Genomic DNA, 19,273 nt, shown 5'->3' with positions numbered 1-19,273 from the left:
CTTCCGGGCCGGGGCACCCGCCCCGGCCCGGAAGAACCTCAGGAGCATGACATGACCACCCCCACCACGGGCGCCCCGATCGCCCAGGCCTCCGCGGAGGTCCACGCGACGCTCGGCCGCCGGCGGCCGCGTCGGCGTGCGCCGCGAGCCGGCTCCGGCGCCCCCGGCAGCCGCGGCTTCCTCCGCAAGCTGACGCCCTACCTCTTCCTCCTCGCGGCGGTGGGTCTGCTGCTGCTGCTCACCTACCTGCCCGCCGCCAACATGATCTGGTACAGCTTCCACGAGTGGCGCGGCATCGGACCGATGGACGACTTCGTCGGAGCCGACAACTACGTGCAGGTCTTCACCAACCCGCAGATCTTCGGCGTCTTCTTCGTCAGCATCTACTACTTCATCGGCGCCTTCGTGCAGATGGCGATCGCCCTCTACTTCGCCGCCCTGCTGTCCACGCGCACGTGGTTCTCGAACTTCTTCCGCGGCGTCCTCTTCTTCCCGTACCTGATCAACGGCGTCGCGATCGGGTTCGTCTTCCTCTACCTCTTCCAGCCCGGCGGCACCCTCGACACCGTCCTCGGCTGGTTCGGTGTCGCCGAGACGCCGCTCTGGCTCGGTGACCCGGACATCGCCAACTACTCGCTCGCCGCGACGAGCGTCTGGCGCTACACCGGCCTCAACTTCGTGCTGTTCCTCGGCGCGATCCAGTCGATCCCGAGCGAACTGTACGAAGCAGCCGACATCGACGGCGCCAGCAAGTGGCAGCAGTTCTGGGCCCTCACCTTCCCCGGCATCCGTCGCATCATCGGGCTCAGCTTCATCCTCGCGATCTCGGGCAGCCTCTCGGTGTTCGAGATCCCCTTCATCATGACCGGCGGCGCCAACGGCACCTCCACCTTCGTCATCCAGACCCTGCAGACCGCGTTCACCTTCCGACAGGTGGGACTGGCATCCGCCATGGCCGTCGTGCTGCTGGTGATCGTGCTGGTGGTCACCTGGGTGCAGCGCAAAGTGTTCCCCGACGAGAAGGTCGACCTGACATGACCACCGCAGAACGGGTCGCCAAGAGCGACGCCCGCATCCGCTTCGGCCGCGCCGCCGCGAGCACCACGAAGTACGGCTCGCTGCTGCTGGGCGTGGTGGTCGCCGTCATCCCGCTGAGCGTGCTGTTCATCGCGAGCTTCAAGTCGTCGGTGGAGTTCGGGCAGTCCGGCCCCTTCTACCTGCCCGCGAACTGGCTGAACCTCGACAACTACATCGAGGCGTTCGAGAAGGGCGGGATGGTCGAGGGCTTCCTCAACACGACGGTCATCCTCGTGATCTCGCTCGCCGGAACCATCCTCATCGGCACGATGGCCGCGTACGCGATCGACCGGTTCCAGTTCCGCGGTCGCACCCTCGTCGTGGGGCTGTTCCTGGTGGCCACCCTCGTGCCGGGAGTCACGACGCAGGTCGCGACGTTCCAGATCATCAACGGACTCGGGCTCTACAACTCGATGGCGGCGCTCATCCTGTTGTTCCTCGGCACCGACATCATCTCGATCTACATCTTCATCCAGTTCATGCAGTCGATCCCGACGTCGCTGGACGAGGCCGCCATGATCGACGGGGCCAACCGCTGGACGATCTACTGGCGCATCATCCTGCCCCTCCTGCGGCCGGCCATCGCCACCGTCGTCATCATCAAGGGGATCGCGATCTACAACGAGTTCTACCTCCCGTTCCTCTACTGGCCGTCGGAAGGAACGATCTCCACCTCGCTGTTCCGCTTCAAGGGGCCCTTCGGCGCCCACTGGGAGATCATCGCCGCCGGCACGATCCTCGTCATCATCCCCACCCTCATCGCATTCGTCTTCTTGCAGCGGTTCATCTACCGCGGCATGACCTCTGGAGCCGTCAAGTGATCACCCTCCCCCTCCACGACGGCTGGACCTTCCACGCCGCCGCGGGATCCGTGCCCGCCGACCTGGCCGACACCGTCATCCACGCCACCGTGCCCGGCACGGTCCACGTCGACCTGCTGCGCGAGGGGCTCATCCCCGATCCGTACCGCGGGGAGAACGAGGCACTCGTGGCCTGGATCGGGAAGGTCGACTGGACCTACCAGGTGCGCTTCGCCTGGTCTCCCGACGGCGAGGAGCGTCACGACCTCGTCTTCGACGGAATCGACACGGTCGCCGAGATCGTGCTCAACGGGGTGACGCTCGGCACCGTCGCGAACCAGCACCGCTCCTACCGCTACGACGTGGGGGCGCATCTGGTCGACGGCGAGAACGCCCTCGAGGTGCGCTTCCGCGCGCCCGTCCCGTACGCGAACGCGCAGAGCCTCTCGCTCGGCGTCCGGCCCCGGCCCTACCCCCTCCCATACGAAGCGATCCGCAAGTCCGCGTGCAACTTCGGGTGGGACTGGGGTGTCGCGACGTTCACGTCGGGCCTGTGGAAGGGCGTGCGCCTGGAGTCGTGGTCGACGGCGCGCCTGCACGAGGTGCGGGTCGTCGCGACGCCGGATGGCGAGGGCGGCCACGTGCACCTCGACGCGCAGATCGAGCGCGCCCCGGGAGCGACCGACACAGAACTGCTCGTCCACCTCTCGGTGGGCGGACTCGAGACGGGCGTCGGCGCGGTGCCCGAGGTCGTCGCCGCGATCGACGGTGACCGCGTCGACGCCCACCTGACCCTCGACCACGTCGACCGCTGGTGGCCCGTCGGCTACGGTGCCCAGCCCCGATACGACGTGGCGGTGACACTGACGAGTGGTCAGGCGACGCTCGACAGCGACGCCCGCCGCGTCGGCTTCCGCGACGTACGGTGGGACACCGACCCCGACGATGCCGGCACGCCGTTCACCCTCGTCGTCAACGACCAGCCCGTCTACGTGAAGGGCGTCAACTGGATCCCCGACGACGCACTCCCCGTGCGCGTCGACCGCGACCGGCTCTCCCGCCGGCTGCACCAGGCCCTCGACGCGAACCTCAACCTCATCCGCGTGTGGGGCGGCGGGCTGTACGAGTCCGACGACTTCTACGACCTGTGCGACGAGCTCGGGCTCCTCGTGTGGCAGGACTTCCTCTTCGCCTGTGCGGCCTACCCGGAGGAGGAGCCGTTGCGATCGGAGATCGAGGCGGAGGCACGCGAGAACGTCGTGCGGATCGCGTCGCATCCCTCGCTCGTGCTCCTCACGGGCAACAACGAGAACCTGTGGGGCTTCGAGGACTGGGCGTGGAAGGAGCGACTCGACGGCAAGACCTGGGGCGCCTACTACTACTACGAGCTGTTCCCCGCGCTCGTCCGCGAACTGGCATCCCACGTGCCCTACGCGCCCGGCAGCCCGTTCTCGCCCGGCGGCGGATGGGAGGGCCCCTACGTCACCGGCCCCGACGGCGGCCGGCAGACGGGGCACCACCCCAACGCGGAAGCGCACGGGACCATGCACCTGTGGGAGCAGTGGAACCGCCAGGACTACCTGACCTACCGCGACCACCGGCCGCGCTTCGTGGCCGAGTTCGGCTGGCAGGCTCCCCCCACCTGGACCACCCTCACGCAGTGGCTCGACGATGACCCCCTCACGCCCGAGTCGCCGGGCATGGTCGTGCACCAGAAGGCGATGGAGGGCAACGTCAAGCTGACGACGGGGCTCGTTCCGCACTTCCGCGTTCCGGAGGACATGGAGACCTGGCATTGGGCGATGCAGCTCAACCAGGCGCACGCCGTCCGCTGCGCGCTGGAGTGGTTCCGCGCGCTGGCTCCGCACAACAGCGGCGCCATCGTGTGGCAGCTCAACGACTGCTGGCCCGTGACGTCGTGGGCAGCGATCGACGGCGAGGAACGGGTCAAACCGCTCTTCCACGCGCTGGCCGCCGCCTTCGCCGACCGCGTGGCGACCGTGCAGCCCCTCGGGGCCGACGACGCACCCCTCGCGGTGCTCGGCAACGACACGGCCACTCCGTGGGAAGGCGTCGTGCGTGCGCGACGCGTGCGCTTCGACGGCTCGGTGATCGAGGAGCAGGAGATCCCCTTCGTCGTTCCCGCACGAGGCACCGTTCGGGTGGAGCTCAGCACGGCGTTGACCACTCCCGGCGAGGCGGGCGCCGAGGCGCTCATCGTGGATGCCGGAACGGCGCGCGGCTCCTGGTACTTCGCCGAACCGCGCGACAGCGCCCTGCCCGCCCCCAGGCTGGAAGTGGAGACGGCCGCCGACCCCGACGGCACCCTCGTCACCGTCACGGCGCGGAGCTTCGCCCGTGACGTGACGCTCCTGGTCGACAAGGTCTCCCCCGACGCGCAGGCGGACAGCGCGCTCCACACGCTCCTGCCCGGCGAGAGCGTCGCCATCCGCGTGCGGCATGCCGGCGACCCGCTCGACGCCACCGCGCTGAGCGACGCGCGCGTGCTGCGCACCGCGAACGAGCTGGTGAACGCATGACCGGCCTGGAGAGCCCTGTCTGCGGCATGACCTGGGGCTGGGTCGGCGTCCGCGGCACGTGGAACACGCCGGCGGCTGCCCGCTCGATGCAGGCGATGGCCGACCACGCCGTCACCTGGACGGCGATCGCGTACGCCGCCGAGCAGGAGCACACCTTCTCGACGACCATCTCCCGCGACCTGCAGCCGACGGTCACCGACGGCGAGATCGTCTGGGCCATCCGTGAGGCCCACTCCCTCGGGATGAAGGTGTGCCTGAAGCCCGTCGTCAACGTGCACGACGGCACCTGGCGCGCCCACATCGGCTTCTTCGACTGGGACGTACCGGGCGAACCCACCTGGACCGACTGGTTCGTCTCGTACACGGAGTTCATCCTGGATGCCGCCCGGCTCGCGCAAGCGGAGGGCTGCGCCATGCTCTGCATCGGCTGCGAGATGGTGCGCGCGGACGGTCAGGAGGCGCACTGGCGGCGCCTGATCGCCGCCGTCCGCGAGGTGTACTCCGGTCTCGTGACGTACAACTGCGACAAGTACCAGGAGGACCACGTGACCTGGTGGGATGCCGTCGACGTGATCTCGTCGAGCGGCTACTACCCCATCGATCAGTGGGAGGCGCAGCTCGACCGCATCGAACCGGTCGTCGCCGCCGCGGGCAAGCCGTTCTTCTTCATGGAAGCGGGATGCCCGTCGAGGACCGGTTCCGCCCGCATCCCCAACGACTGGGCGCTCCCCGGGGAACCCTCCGGGCAGGAGCAGCTCGACTACTACCGCGCGATGTTCGCCGCCGGCGAGAGCCGGCCGTGGGTCGGCGGGTACATGCTGTGGGACTGGCCCGCCGAGCTCTACGACGAACGCGACGCCGCCACGAACGACGACTACTGCCCGTTCGGCAAGCCCGCCGGCTCGTGGCTGCGTGAGAGTTACCTCACGATGGCGGGGCAGGTGAACGCATGAGCGGGGTCCTGGCACTGGATGCCGGCCAGACGAGCATGAAGGTTCGCGTGAGCGAGGGAACCACCGTCTTCGAGGAGGACCTTCCCGGCATCCGCACGAGTGAGCCCTTGCTTCCGCAGGTCGCGGACGTCGCGCGCACGGCACTGGCACTCTCCGGCATCCACGCCGACGTGCTCAGCGCGGGCGTGTCGGGGTTGACGGAGCGCGAAGCCGACGCGGATGCCTTGGCGCAGCTGCTCGGCGACACCTCCATCCGTCGGGTGCTGCTCGCCCACGACTCCACGACCGCGTTCCTCGGCGCCCTCGGCGACCGGCGCGGGGCGGTCGTGGCTGCGGGGACGGGCGTGGTCACCCTCGCCGTCGGCCACACCGACGTCGCGCGTGTGGACGGATGGGGTCACACGATGGGCGACGCGGGAAGCGGGTTCTGGATCGGGCGCGAAGTGCTCGCCGCCGTCATGCGGGCCTACGACGGCCGAGGTGCAGAGACGTCGTTGACGAATGCCGTCACCGCCGTGTGGCCGAGCCTCCCCGACGCGTACATCACCCTCCAGGCCGAGCGCGACTGGGTTCGACGCGTCGCGTCGTTCGCCCGTGCCGCCGGCGAGCACGCCGAGGCCGGCGACGCCGTGGCGGGGTCGATCATCGAACGCGCCGCGCGCGAGCTCGCGACCAGTGTGACGACGGGGCTCCGCCGCGTCGGCGCCGACGACGACCCGGCGGCGCGCGTGTGCACCGTCGGCGGGGTGTTCCGCTCCCCGCTGCTGCGTGCCGCCTTCGCCGCGGAGCTGACGGCATCCGGTGTCGCGGCATCCCTCGAGCCCTCGCACGGCGACGGGGTCGACGGCGCATCGACGCTCGCGCTGCTGAGTCCGGCACACCCGTTTGCGAGACAGATCGCCACCAGTGGCTGACACCCCGCTCGGGCAGGTCGATCCGGAGACGCAACTGACGGTGAGCGTGCGGCGAGCGCAGCCGTTGCGTTCGCTGTTCCGGCTGCTGCGACCCCATCGCGCGAGCATGGTCGGCGCGGTGTTCGCCTTCGTCGTCAAGGACAGTCCGGTGTGGGTGCTGCCGCCGGTGACCGCGGCGATCATCGACATCGTGGTGCTCGGCGGACCGCTGGAGCGGGTCTGGATCTGGGGCGGGCTGGCCGCGGCGCTCGTGGCGCTCAACTATCCGTTCCAGATGATCGTCGTGCGCCTCACGAGTACGGCGACGCGCACGTTGGCGTACACCGTGCGCACCGGTCTGGCGGCGCGGCTGCAGCGCCTGTCGATCGGGTTCCACAACCGGCAGAGCGCCTCGCTGGTGCAGACGAAGATCGTGCGAGACGTCGAGAACGTCGAGCTGATGCTGGCGCAGCTGTTCCCCACGATCGTCTCGGCGTGCGCGACCCTGGCCGGTGCTTTCGTCATCACGGCGTTGAACGTGCCGGCGTTCGTCGGGGTGTTCGCGGCGACGATCCCCGTCGCCGCCGCCCTCATCGTCTACATCCGTCGTCGCGCGTCGTCACGGAACGAAGCGTTCCGGCGCGAGGTGGAGCGCCTGTCCGCACAGGTGTCGGAGATGGCCGCGCTCCTGCCCATCACGCGCGGGCACGGCCTCGAAGACGTCGCGATCGCGCGGGTGTCCGAGCGCGCCGACTCGGTGCGACGCGCGGGACGCGATCTCGACGTGCTGAACGGTCGGTTCGGCGCACTGTCGTGGATCTCGTACCAGGCGCTCGGCCTGATGTGCCTCGTCGGCTCGGCGTCTCTCGCGATCACCGGCGTACTGCCGATCACGCCCGGGCAGGTGGTGCTGCTCAGCACCTACTTCGGCATGCTGACCAACTCGATCGTGATGCTGATGAACGCCGCGCCGATCCTCACCCGCGGGCTCGACGCGCTGCGATCGATCGCGGATGTCGCCGAGGAGCTCGACGTCGAAGACAGCAGGGGCAAGCGGGCCGTCGAGGCGGTGCGCGGCGACGTGACGCTGGAAGGCGTCGTCGTGAGCTACGGCGACGGCCCCCGTGCGCTCGACGGCATCCATCTCGAGATCCAGGCGGGACAGACGGTCGCGTTCGTGGGCAGGTCGGGCTCGGGGAAGTCGACGATCCTCAACACGATCCTCGGCTTCATCCGCCCGGCCGAGGGGCGGGTGCTGATCGACGGGGTCGACATCGCCGAGCTCGACCTGCGCGCGCTGCGGCGCTTCGTGTCGATCGTGCCGCAGGAGACGGTGCTCCTCGCGGGGTCCATCCGGGAGAACGTCGCATACGGCGCGGCGGGCGTGACCGACGTCGAGGTGATCGCGGCGCTCGCGGAGGCCCACGCGCTCGACCTTCTGCAGCCGCCCGACGACGGCCTCGACGCCCGGGTCGGCGAGCGCGGCACCGGGCTGTCGGGGGGTCAGCGACAGCGGCTCGCGATCGCGCGCGCCCTCCTCCGCGACCCTCGCATCCTCGTGCTCGACGAGGCGACCAGTGCATTGGACGTCGAGTCGGAGACGCGCGTCACCGACGCTCTCGACCGCGCCCGCCGAGGTCGGACGACGCTGATCGTCGCCCACCGTCTCTCGACGGTGCGCCGCGCCGACCTCATCGTGGTGCTCGACGAGGGGCGCATCCTCGAGTCGGGTTCGCACGACGAGCTGCTGGCACGCGGCGGCGCGTACTCGCGTCTCGTGTTCACACAGACCTGACCGCCGCGCGGAGCCCGCGCCGCCGGGTGCCCTGCACGCTCGGTGCCCTGCACGCTCGAAACAACACGTCTTCTGCGAGACCACATGATTCGTGCGCGGGAATCGTGTCGACTCGCGGGAAGCATGTTGTCTCGGCAGCCTCCGACGTGGAGGGAAGAGACAGGTGGTACCGGGCCGCTGCCTGCAACACGAAAGCCGGACGGAGATGCAGCGCTCGGCGACTCACCGAAGTTCCCACCGCTCCGACTTGAGAGCCAGCAGGCTGTAGAGCCCATCGTCGCGCGGACCACATCCGGCGCCACCTTCTACGAGGCCGACCACAACGTCGAGACCGTTCTGTGTCTGATAGACCGGACCACCGCTGTCGCCTGAGCAGGTGTTGTCCCGATGAGCGGGCGCAGCGCAGAACACGCCCGTGAGTTGCCGCTCTTCCGCCGAGATGCAATGTTCAAGGCTTCTGAACGCCAGTGGGATCGTCTTGGCGGCGCAGGGGTATGTTCCCGAGGCAGAGTCGCGACCCCAACCGCGGGCGGTTAGTCCGGCATTGGTATCCAGTGCCGCGACGGGCGCCGGGCGAGCGTCGACCGCCTCCTCAAGTTGGACCATCGCCACGCTGCGGTCGATGGTGACCTCAGTCACCGAGACGATTCTCCACACCGGTTCGCACACGTCTGTGCCGCCAGAGGCCACGGCGAGCGTTTCAACCGACCGGTTGGCCACGCAGTGAGCGGCGGTGGCAACCATCGTCGGGCCCACTGCGACGCCGCCACAAAACTGCCCCTCGTAGACGCGGTCTGGCGTCGTGCTCGCGTTCACGATCGCAACAAGGCCTACCGTCGGCGGTTCGCTATCGGATCGCACCTCTGGACGCGCACCACATCCGGCAACTGCCAACAGTGCAACTGCGATGGCAGCCGCTAGCGCCAGTCGGGGCACGAGCGTGCCGACCCCTGGAAGCTGACCGAGGATGAGTTCTGGTAGCTCTGACCCTCGGATTCGTAGGTGACCGTGATCGAGGCAAAGCTGCCGACGTCCACGGAGTCGAGAGTGGATTCGACGACGAGCCCTATCGTCTCGCCGGGTGCGATATCCAAGCCGACCAGCGGAGTCGTATCGGCCACAGCACGCGCAAACTGCGGATCCGATAACCCGCCGCTCGAGAACGCGAGGAAATGTGGATCGTCAGCGGCCATCCGGCGACCGGTGAGAGCTGTGATCGTGAGACCCTCTACGCTGTCCGCGGTCGCAGCCGTGATGCGAAAAGTCTGCTCCGTGTCGTTGCGCAGTCGATCGCCGGCGAAGAACGATCCGGTTGGGCCGAGGTCGGCGACGCAGGTATTCATGTGCGGCTCGGGCTCACCGGATCCCAGGCTCAAGGGACCCGGCGCGATCGTGTGTGCGCCGCAGCCGGCGAGGGCGAGGGCGAGGGCGACAGCGGTCGCTGTCGCCCTCCCCCGGAATCGATCGATCATCTTGCGTCGGCTCCCTAAGGCTTGAGCTTGACACGACCAGGCGTACCGCCAGGGTAGCCCTTCTCCCCACAGATCTTCCCAGGGGCGGCGGCCGGTGTCTTGAGGACGAGACTTGTGTTCTTGTTGAAGCCAGACTGCGATGACAGATCCACACCGATGATCGTTGAAGTCTTGAAACCCAACGACATGGTGCTTGCGGTCGAGTCGTCGATGGTGGTGGTGGTGTTCTTCTCAGACGGGGTGCAGTACGCGTTCGTAGAGAACGTGGCGCTAGACGATGAAGCCGAGCCACCGGTGTAGCTCGCGGGGCGAAGTTCGTACTTGGTGGAGATGGGGATGCCCGCGTTCGATTCGCAGTAGACCTTGTACTTCTTGGGAACGAGATACACATGGTGGGTGCGTGCGCCGCTCGTGGTCGCGCCGAAGGCGATCGTCAGATTGCTGGTAAGCGTCGTCGTGCCAGATGCGCTGAACGACCCGTATGCGCCAGAAGAGGAGATTCCCACTCCGAACTTCGCGGTCGCTCCGCTGGAGAACTTCAACTGCGCGCTGCCTCCGGTGAGGGAGTTGGCGGTGTAGCCAACCTGTGCTGTCTTCGCGGAGTAGGTCGCCGCGGTCGAGGTGTAGCACGCCTTGTCCGAGTACGTGTCCAAGGTCGACGCGGTCGAGTTGTCGTCGCCGGTGGGCGATACCTCCACCTCCGGCAATGGATTCTCTGCGTCGGGCTCGCTATCGGCTTCGGTGGGCTCCGCGTTGATCGACGTCGAGTACCAATACTCCTCGCCGTCGGCGACACCTGCCATCGACACGTTGATGTGGTCAGTCCCGCCGGCGAATCGATCGAAGTCAGTACCTTCAGGCACCGTGAACGAGAACTCGCCGTCGCCGTTCACTTCCGCGGTCGCGATCGGTGTGAGCTTGACGGCCTCGCCCGGCGCAGCCGCCGCGAGAACTTCCTCGGCGGGCCATGCGAAGAGCGTCATGTTGCCCAGATCGGTTGATGCGGACACGTCACTCGGAGCGGCGGCAATCTCTCCCTGGAGAACCACCACTTCACCTTCGGGCGGCCCCTCAGAACCTGCGTGAGCCGGCGTAACTCCGAAGGCGCACAATCCAAGGATGGCTGCAGTGGAGATCGACAACTCAAGTGTTCTCTTCATATGGAAGTCCCATCCGCGCATGCGAGGTTGCTCTCGCGAGTTGAGGACGGAGCATGATGTTGTGCCGCCTCACAGCAACCGCTGAGCGTGGATGCTGATGCTCGCACCATAACGCGCGACGAGATGTGTGTGGGAGATGTTCGGACCAGGGCAGATGGCGTGGACCCCACATCCCGCCAAGGGTGGTCTGGGTGCGGCAATGGCGCACTCAGGGGCGGCGGGTCGACGAAGACCCACGAGCTCGTCGATGGCACACGTGCCCCCGCTGACGACGCAGATCTCAATAATTAGGGGTGAGACTGCCGGTGCTCCTGCCGAGATCGGCGGGCGCGTGACCCCGTGAACGACGTAGCCGGCCGGAGATGACTCACCGACCGGCTGCGTTCTGCGTTGCTGTTGCGAGTGTGTTAGGGAATCCGGAAGCCCCTCATCGCGGTGCTCGACGAGGGGCCCATCCTCGAGTCGGGTTCCCACGACGAGCTGCTGGCACGCGGCGGCGCGTACTCGCGTCTCGTGTTCACGCAGACCTGACCGCCGCGCGGAGCCTGCGCCGCCGGGTGCCCTGCACCATCGGTGCCCCCCACCCTCGAAACAACACGTCTTCCGCGAGACCACATGATTCGTGCGCGGGAATCGTGTCGACTCGCGGGAAGCATGTTGTCTCGGCAGCCTCCGACGTGGAGGGAAGAGCTCCGCGAAGCTGCACCCGCAATCAAGCTGGGTGAGTGCTCAGGAGCCGGCGAGCAGCTCCTTCATCCGTGCGATCTCGGCGGTCTGGGTCTCGATGATCCTCTGCGCCAGCTGAACGGCGTCGGCGTACTGGCCGTCGTCGACCTCGTCCTGCGCCATCTCGATGGCACCTTCGTGATGCTCGATCATCTGTTCGAGGAAGAGCCGGGATGCCTTGTCGCCGGTAGCGGCCTCGAGGGCATCCATATCTTCCTCGCTCATCATGCCGTCGCCGTGGTGCATGCCGTCCATGTTCCCCATGTCCATTCCCCAGGACTCCAACCAGCTCTCCATCAGGTCGATCTCGGGCTGTTGCGCGGCCTTAATGCTCTCCGCGAGCGAGGTGACCTCCGGGTCGATGCCGTCCTCCGCGAGAATCACATCGGCCATCTCGACGGCCTGTTGGTGGTGCGGGATCATCATTTGCGCGAACATGACGTCCGCTTGGTTGGCGTCCGCCGGCGCGGATGCTGACGAGTCGCTGTCGTGCGGCATCCCGGACATCGGTCCTGAGGTACAGCCGGCGAGCGTCAGAGCGGCAGCGAGCGCGATTCCGGCGGCCGCCGCGGTACGAATCTTCATGAGTTTCCTCCACACAGGGCTAGGTGAGCGATCGGTCGTTCATCGCGGTGCGGTCAGTGGCCCGCTACGGCGTCGGGAGACAGGTCGAGCCGACGCAGCAGCTGCGCGTTCAGGGCGACCACGATGGTCGACAGCGACATGAGGATCGCGCCGACCGACATCGGCAGCACGAAGCCGACCGGTGCCAGGATGCCGGCCGCGAGCGGAACCGAGATCAGGTTGTAGCCGGCGGCCCACCAGAGGTTCTGCTTCATCTTGCGGTAGCTCGCCCGGGAGAGCTCGATCACCGAAAGCACCGAGCGCGGGTCATCGCTGGCGAGAATGACGCCCGCCGACGCGATCGCGACGTCCGTTCCGGCGCCGATGGCGATGCCGACGTCCGCCTGAGCGAGTGCCGGCGCGTCGTTGACGCCATCCCCGACCATCGCGACCGTGCGTCCCTCCTCCTGGAGTTGCGTGACCTTGGATGCCTTGTCCTCGGGTCGCACCCCGGCGAAGAATCGCTGGATGCCGAGCTCCGCGGCCACGGACGCAGCGACCGCCTCCGCATCGCCGGTGATCATGACCACCTGCACGCTTCGGTCGTGAAGGGCCCGAACTGCCTGCCGCGACTCCGCGCGGACCTCATCCGCGAGTCGGAGCGCTCCGCTGACCTTTCCGTCGATGAGGACGTGCAGGATGATGGCACCCTCCTGTCGCCACTCGTCGGCGATGGGCAGCTCGCGCCCGCCCTCCTCCGCCAGCAGGTGAGGGCCGCCGACCTGGATCAAATGACCGTCGACCCGAGCGCGAACACCCACGGCGGGGGCGGACGCGAACTCGGTCGCCGGTGGGACGGGGAGTCGGTCGTGGTGCGCAGTGCTGACGATGGCCCGCGCCAGCGGGTGCTCTGAATCCGATTCCGCTGCAGCAGCCAATGCCAACAGCCGCTGCCGGTCGACGCCGTCGACGTTCTCGATACCGGTAACGGCGGGGGCGCCCTTAGTGAGGGTGCCGGTCTTGTCGAACAGGACCGTGTCGACGGTGCGCATGCTCTCCAGGGCCAGGCGGTCCTTGACGAGGACCCCGCCCCGCGCAGCGCGCTCGGTGGCGATGGACACCACGAGCGGAATGGCGAGGCCCAGCGCGTGCGGGCAGGCGATGACCAGCACCGTGATGGTGCGGATGACGGCCTCGTCGGGAAGTCCGACGGCGGTCCAGACCACGGCGGTGATGGCGGCCGCGACGAGGGCGAACCAGAACAACCAACCGGCGGCACGATCAGCCAGCCGTTGTGCGCGCGACGAGGAGTTCTGTGCCTCGGTGACCAACCGTTGGATGCCGGCAAGGGCGGTGTCGTCGCCCACTGCGGTGATCTCCACTCGAAGTCCGGAGTCAGTCGCGACCGTCCCGGCGACGACGGGATCGCCGTTCCCGCGACGCACCGCCTTGGACTCCCCGGTGATCATCGACTCGTCCATGCTTGCCGAACCCTGGACGACCCGCCCGTCAGCGGGGACACGGCCCCCAGGGCGGATCACGACGACGTCGCCGACCGCGAGCTCAGACGGCATCACCGTGACGGTGCTGTCGCCCTGGACCTTCTCGGCTTCGTCGGGGAGCAGAGCCGCCAGCGAATCCAGGGCGGAAGTCGTCTGCGCCAAGGACCGCATCTCGATCCAGTGGCCCAGCAGCATGATGACGATGAGGAGGGCCAGTTCCCACCAGAAGTCGAGCTCGTGGTGCAGCGCGCCGAGGCTCGCTCCCCACGACGCGACGAACGCCACGGTGATCGCCAAACCGATGAGCAGCATCATTCCCGGCTTGCGCGAGCGCAGTTCGCTGACCGCCCCGACCAAGAACGGGCTGCCACCCCAGACGTACATGACGGTCCCGAGGAGGGGCGACACCCAGCCGGCCCAAGACGCCTCCGGAAGCTCGTAGCCCAGCAGCATCGAGAACATTCCGGAGAATGCCACCACGGGGACGGCCAGGATCAGGTTGATCCAGAACAGTCGACGGAACCGGCCGACGTGTCCCGCGTGACCTGAATGGCCTTCGTGGTGTGCGTGAGCTTCATGGCCGCCGTGCCGGCCATCCGAGTGGACGACGTGCATAGTCGACCCGTTGTGATGTTCGTGTTGGCTCATGTCAAGCCTCCTCCCGATCAGACGATTGGTCAGGAACGGACGAGTCGGGCGATGGCTTCATTCGCCTCCCGGATCTTGGCTTGGGCGACGTCTCCGCCTTCCGCGGTGGCCTCCGCGACACAGTGCGTGAGGTGATCGCTCAGCAGGGAGAGCGCAACCGTCTCGAGCGCCTTCGTCACCGCGGAGACCTGGGTGAGGATGTCGATGCAGTAGTTGTCCTCTTCGACCATCCGCGCGATGCCGCGCACCTGACCCTCGGCACGGCGCAGCCGCTTCAGCAGGTCTTCCTTGCCGTGTGAGTATCCGTTCATGCGCATACCATACCCCCGTAGGGTATTCATGGCAACGATCAATGCGATGTGCGGCAGATGAGCAGAGCCGCGCCAGGATGGATGGGTCCTTCGAGTGGCTACTCACTGACCGCCGAGTGCGAACGCGTCGAAGGCGCTCTGGATCGCGACGGCAGCGGCACCGCGCGCCCAAGCGATGAAGCCGGACTCGTCGACGTAGATGTCGACCGGGTCGGCGCGTGGGTCGCGGTCGGCGAGAGTCGCGGCGGCGACCCGCTCGCGCGCGATCTGGTAGAGCGCGATGCCGTCACCGGCGAGAACGACCGCGTGCTGGAGCGTGAGGTTCGCGGAGAGGGCGATGAATCGTCCCAACGCATCAGCGGCGGCGGAGACCACTGACACAGCGGCAGGATCGCCCGCGCGCGCGAGCGCGATCACTTCGTCGTACTCGACGTTGCGTTGGAGGGCTGCCGATACCTGTGCGGCGATCGAGCCTGACGTCAGCATGGCCTGCGCGCATCCTCGGTGGCCATCGGCGCACACGGGCCCGGTGGCGCTGAGGGGAAGGTGGCCGCCGAGCCCGGCACCGGCTTCGCGCGAGCGGACGACTTCGCCGTGTACGACAAGTCCGTAGCCGACGCCCACTCCGATGGTGATGACCGAGAAGCCGGGGATTCCGCGGCCTAGACCGAACCACCGTTCGGCCTCGGCGAGCGCGACGAGGTCGTTCTCCAGCGCGACGGGGAGTCCGACGCGGTCGGCGACGAGCGTGCCGAGGTCGACATCGCGCCATCCCAGAAAGGGGGCGTACTCGACACGTCCGGCGTTGACGACCCCGCCAAGGCTGATGCCGACGCCGACGATGCCCGGCCCTGCCTCAGCGACGGCCGCCTCGATTGCACCTACGACGCCGGCGGGAGTCCTGTCGTCGAGCGCGTGTTCGGAGGTCGCGACTTGCCGCGCGCGGACATCGGTCACGACCGAGTACAGGCGGTCGGCGGTCAGTTTGATACCCACGAACCTGCCGATCGCCGGCGAGACGTCCAGGGGGCGGGTCGGTCGGCCGACCGAACCCGCACGGTCGTCGTCCCGTTCCACGAGGATGCCGCGTTCGAGGAAGGGCTTCGCAAGGCGAGTCAGGCTCGCGGGCGATAGGCCGAGGCGGTCGGTCAACGCGCTCCGGGATATCGGACCGTGAATCAAGACCTCTCGCGCCAGAGCTGACTCGCTCTCCGTGAGCATGCTCACCTCCCAGTTGATTCCATCATGGCACCAAAGACGCGCGCAAACTCCGGCGAGTGGAGTCGATAAGCACTATTGTCCTGTCCATTAGTTCCGTGGTAGAAGTTATTCATGTCGAATGCCGAAGGAGCGCTCACCGTGGAGCCGCCGTACGCACATCCGGTTCCGGTCGCCGAAGTCCTGCATCTGCGCGGAGGAGGAACCAGCGTCGTCGTCGACCTCTCGTTCGGGCCTGCGATCGTCCATTGGGGCGCGGAGCTGGATGACGACCCGGCCACCCTCACTAGTCTGTGCGTCGCCTCACGTCCGCAACGTGTCTCCGGTGGCCTCGATGAGACCGCCCCGTTCGGCCTTCTGGCTACGTCCGCCACAGGATGGCTCGGCACACCCGCACTGGAGGGCCACCGCGACGGAGCGGGCTTCAGCGCTCTCTTCTCACTAGTAGACGTCCACGCCAACGACCGTACGGCGACCCTCTCCTTCGCGGATGCCGAGTCCCGCCTATCCGCGACAGTCGAGCTGGCGGTGGGAGCCGCCGGCCTTTTCCACCAGCGCGTGACGCTGCGCAACACGGGAGACACCGACTTCACTGTCGACGCGCTCCTTGTCGGGTTCCCCGTGCCATGGGACTCTACCGAGCTTCTCGACACGACGGGCCACCATCTGCGGGAACGCTCGCCGCAACGGCGCGCCTTCACCTTCGGTACCCACACGCGCGAGAGCCGGCGCGGTCGCCCCGGTGCAGACTCCACGCTGCTCCTCGCCGCCGGACGCGTCGGCTTCGGTTTCGAGAGCGGGCTCGTCCACGGCATCCACGTCGCATGGAGCGGCAACCACCGGGTCATCGCCGAGCGCGGCACCACCGGGGACGCCTTTCTCGCGGCGGGTGAGCTCTACGCACCCGGAGAAGTGATCCTCGCACCCGGAGAATCGATCACGACACCGTGGGTGATCGGCTCCTGGGGCGACGGCCTCACGGCACTCTCGCACCGCTTCCATGACGAGTGGCGTCGCCGCCCGCAGCACCCGCGCCGCCCACGCCCGGTGACCCTCAACACCTGGGAGGCGGTGTATTTCGACCACTCCCTGCCGAAGCTCCTCGACCTCGCCGATGCCGCCGCCGAGGTCGGTGTGGAACGGTTCGTCCTCGACGACGGATGGTTCCACGGGCGCAGGGACGACACGGCGGGCCTCGGTGACTGGTCTGTCGACGAGGACGTGTGGCCGAACGGGCTGCACCCTCTCATCGATCGTGTGCGCGCCCGCGGCATGGAGTTCGGACTCTGGGTCGAACCCGAAATGGTGAACCCCGACAGTGACCTGGCACGGGCGCATCCGGACTGGATCCTCCGCGCCCGGATGGCACAACCGCCGTCCGCCCGGCAGCAGCAGGTGCTCGACCTCGCGCACCCCGACGCGTTCGCCTACATCTCCGGGCGCCTCCACGCCCTCCTCGACGAGTACCCCATCGCCTACCTGAAGTGGGACCACAACCGCGACCTGGTGGATGCCGGCGGCGGCCCCGGCGGCAGGGCTCGGGTGCACGACCAGACACTTGCGCTCTACCGCCTGATCGACGACCTCAAGCGGTCGCATCCGGGACTCGAGATCGAGAGCTGCGCGTCGGGTGGCGCACGCGTCGATCTCGGCATCCTGGATCGCACCGACCGCATCTGGCCGAGCGATACCCTCGACCCCCTAGAGCGCCTAGACATCCAGCGATACACCGGACTGGTCGTAGCTCCAGAGATGATGGGAACGCACCTGACGACCCCTGAGGTGCACGCGTCCGGTCGCATCGTGCCACTCGGGCTGAGCGGAGCCGCGGCACTCTTCGGACACTTCGGCATCGAGTGGGACCTCACATCCACCGACGCCGACACCCGCAAGGAGATCGCCGCGTGGGTGGCGCTCGCCCGCCGGATTCGTCCGCTCGTCGCGACAGGCCGCATCGTCCACCATGACGGCGCCGACGGGTCGGTGGATGTGCGCGGCGTTGTGGCACCCGACTCGGCGTCGGCTGTCTTCACCATCGTCCAGACCGCAACCTCGGCGGCCTACCCACCCGGACGCGTACGCCTACCGGGCCTCGAACCTGAGCGGCGATACCGCCTCACCGCGCACACGACCGGACCCCGTGCCGGACAATCTGACCTCGCGTGGGCATTCGCCGACACCGTCCTCACCGGACGGGAGCTCGCCGTGGCAGGAATCCGTCCCCCCGTCCAACGGCCCCAGCAAGCGACGGTCGTCGAGGCGACCGCACTCTGAAACCCCACCCACTCGCACCGCTGCACACCCCATCGCGCAAGGAGGCGCAACCCATGTCGAAGACCAGACGAACGACGACCGCTGTCGCAGCAATCGCCGTGACCACCGGGATCGCGGTGGCCCTCGGCGGCTGCGCATCCGCGTCAGGCCCGGGGATCACCACCCTCAACTTCTTTCAGTTCAAAGGAGAGGCCCTCGAGGACTTCGCGCAGATCATCGCCGACTTCGAAGCCGAGAACCCCGACATCAAAGTCATCCAGAACCAGGTCGCCGATGCCGACACCGCGATCCGGACGCTTCTGGTCAAAGACCGGGTGCCGGACATCATCACTCTCAACGCGAACGGCAACTTCGGCCGTCTCGCACAGGCGGGTGTGTTCCGCGACTTCAGCGACGACCCGATCCTGGACACCATCAATCCTGCGGTGCAGGAGATCCTCGCCGACCTCGGCAGCTACGGCGATGAGGTCAACGGCCTCGGCTACGTCAACAACGCCAACGGCGTGATCTACAACATGGACATCTTCGAGGAACAGGGCCTAGAAGTCCCCGAGACCTGGGACGAGTTCATCGCGGTGTGCGACGCGCTGGTCGACGCTGGCATCCAGCCGTTCTACGGAACGCTCGCCGACTCGTGGACCGCCATTCCGTCGTGGAATGCGTTGGGCGCCTACCCGGCACAGGACGGCTTCTTCGACGAGCTGCGCGCCCAGGGAGCGGATGTCGGACCGGACTCCGCCGTGTCGTTCGAGAAGGACTTCGCCGAAGTCATGGACCGCCAGTACGAGCTGTTCTCGTACATGCAAGACGGGTACCGCGGACGCACCTACGACGACGGCAACGCCGCATTCGCCAATGGGGAGTCGGCGATGCTCTTGCAGGGGATCTGGGCAACCAACCCGATCTTGCAGGTGAACCCCGACATCCGGATCGGGATCTTCCCCTACCCCACCGACAAGGCCGGCGAAAGCCTGCTGGTCTCGGGAGTCGACGTCGTCTTCACCATGGGAAAGAACAGTCCGCACCAGGAAGCGGCCCAGCGCTTCCTCGACTACGTCTTCCAGCCGGACGTCATCGAGGCCTTCGCCGCGTCGCAGAACATGGTCCCCTCGGTCGAAGGCGCCGAGCTCGGCGATGACCCCGCCCTCCAATCAGTGAAGCCCTTCTTCGACGAAGGCCGCATCACGGGTTTCATCGACCATCAGGTGCCCCCGAGCATCCCGCTCATTCCCATAGACCAGCAGTTCCTATTCGAAGGCGACGCGACAGCCGCCCTGAAGGCGCTGGACAACGAGTGGCGCAAGGTCGCCGCCCGCACGATCCCCGTGACAGGAGACTGA

At 67.6% G+C, this 19,273-nt stretch carries 15 protein-coding genes; 8 read left to right on the top strand and 7 right to left on the bottom strand.

Annotated elements, in window-relative coordinates:
- Positions 1–51: 51 nt before the first annotated feature.
- From ACSQ18_RS00265 to ACSQ18_RS00240, 6 genes are read left to right on the top strand one after another with little or no spacing between them, the layout of a single operon-like run.
- On the top strand, positions 52–1,038 hold the full coding sequence (locus ACSQ18_RS00265; RefSeq protein WP_144806757.1) for a carbohydrate ABC transporter permease: 987 nt from the start codon (positions 52–54) through the stop codon (positions 1,036–1,038).
- Positions 1,035–1,898, top strand: a complete 864-nt coding sequence (locus ACSQ18_RS00260) for a carbohydrate ABC transporter permease (RefSeq protein ID WP_436035064.1) — start codon at positions 1,035–1,037, stop codon at positions 1,896–1,898. Before ACSQ18_RS00265 ends, ACSQ18_RS00260 begins: the two co-directional genes overlap by 4 nt.
- Positions 1,895–4,417, top strand: a complete 2,523-nt coding sequence (locus ACSQ18_RS00255; RefSeq protein ID WP_436035063.1) for a glycoside hydrolase family 2 protein — start codon at positions 1,895–1,897, stop codon at positions 4,415–4,417. Before ACSQ18_RS00260 ends, ACSQ18_RS00255 begins: the two co-directional genes overlap by 4 nt.
- Positions 4,414–5,370: a glycoside hydrolase family 113 gene (locus ACSQ18_RS00250; RefSeq protein ID WP_436035062.1), complete on the top strand. Its 957-nt coding sequence runs from the start codon at positions 4,414–4,416 to the stop codon at positions 5,368–5,370. Before ACSQ18_RS00255 ends, ACSQ18_RS00250 begins: the two co-directional genes overlap by 4 nt.
- On the top strand, positions 5,367–6,284 hold the full coding sequence (locus tag ACSQ18_RS00245) for an N-acetylglucosamine kinase (protein WP_436035061.1): 918 nt from the start codon (positions 5,367–5,369) through the stop codon (positions 6,282–6,284). Before ACSQ18_RS00250 ends, ACSQ18_RS00245 begins: the two co-directional genes overlap by 4 nt.
- Complete coding sequence (locus tag ACSQ18_RS00240; protein WP_436035060.1) at positions 6,277–8,058, top strand: ABC transporter ATP-binding protein; 1,782 nt, start codon at positions 6,277–6,279, stop codon at positions 8,056–8,058. The genes ACSQ18_RS00245 and ACSQ18_RS00240 overlap by 8 nt, the downstream gene beginning before the upstream one ends.
- 222 nt (positions 8,059–8,280) lie before the next feature.
- Here ACSQ18_RS00240 and ACSQ18_RS00235 read toward each other — a convergent pair whose 3' ends face one another.
- From ACSQ18_RS00235 to ACSQ18_RS00205, 7 genes are all read right to left on the bottom strand, one after another.
- Positions 8,281–8,874: a S1 family peptidase gene (locus ACSQ18_RS00235; RefSeq protein WP_436035059.1), complete on the bottom strand. Its 594-nt coding sequence runs from the start codon at positions 8,872–8,874 to the stop codon at positions 8,281–8,283.
- A 101-nt stretch (positions 8,875–8,975) separates the two neighbouring features.
- Complete coding sequence (locus ACSQ18_RS00230) at positions 8,976–9,530, bottom strand: hypothetical protein (RefSeq protein WP_436035058.1); 555 nt, start codon at positions 9,528–9,530, stop codon at positions 8,976–8,978.
- A 14-nt stretch (positions 9,531–9,544) separates the two neighbouring features.
- Positions 9,545–10,711: a hypothetical protein gene (locus tag ACSQ18_RS00225; RefSeq protein WP_436035057.1), complete on the bottom strand. Its 1,167-nt coding sequence runs from the start codon at positions 10,709–10,711 to the stop codon at positions 9,545–9,547.
- Positions 10,712–11,419: 708 nt separating this feature from the next.
- On the bottom strand, positions 11,420–12,001 hold the full coding sequence (locus ACSQ18_RS00220; RefSeq protein ID WP_436035056.1) for a DUF305 domain-containing protein: 582 nt from the start codon (positions 11,999–12,001) through the stop codon (positions 11,420–11,422).
- 53 nt (positions 12,002–12,054) lie between these two features.
- On the bottom strand, positions 12,055–14,130 hold the full coding sequence (locus ACSQ18_RS00215; RefSeq protein ID WP_436035055.1) for a heavy metal translocating P-type ATPase: 2,076 nt from the start codon (positions 14,128–14,130) through the stop codon (positions 12,055–12,057).
- 29 nt (positions 14,131–14,159) lie between these two features.
- Complete coding sequence (locus tag ACSQ18_RS00210; RefSeq protein WP_436035054.1) at positions 14,160–14,441, bottom strand: metal-sensitive transcriptional regulator; 282 nt, start codon at positions 14,439–14,441, stop codon at positions 14,160–14,162.
- Between the two features lie 102 nt (positions 14,442–14,543).
- Positions 14,544–15,593, bottom strand: a complete 1,050-nt coding sequence (locus tag ACSQ18_RS00205) for an ROK family protein (protein WP_436035053.1) — start codon at positions 15,591–15,593, stop codon at positions 14,544–14,546.
- Between the two features lie 180 nt (positions 15,594–15,773).
- Here ACSQ18_RS00205 and ACSQ18_RS00200 point away from each other — a divergent pair, with 180 nt between their 5' ends.
- Positions 15,774–17,933 (top strand): alpha-galactosidase, encoded by a 2,160-nt coding sequence (locus ACSQ18_RS00200; RefSeq protein WP_436035052.1) that lies wholly within the window; start codon positions 15,774–15,776, stop codon positions 17,931–17,933.
- Positions 17,934–17,986: 53 nt separating this feature from the next.
- Complete coding sequence (locus tag ACSQ18_RS00195; RefSeq protein ID WP_436035051.1) at positions 17,987–19,273, top strand: ABC transporter substrate-binding protein; 1,287 nt, start codon at positions 17,987–17,989, stop codon at positions 19,271–19,273.

It is taken from the genome of Microbacterium sp. LjRoot45 (genome assembly GCF_964253325.1).
Lineage (GTDB): Bacteria > Actinomycetota > Actinomycetes > Actinomycetales > Microbacteriaceae > Microbacterium.
The sequence above is the reverse complement of the archived record's forward strand: the minus strand, read 5'-3'. Positions and strand labels throughout refer to the sequence as shown.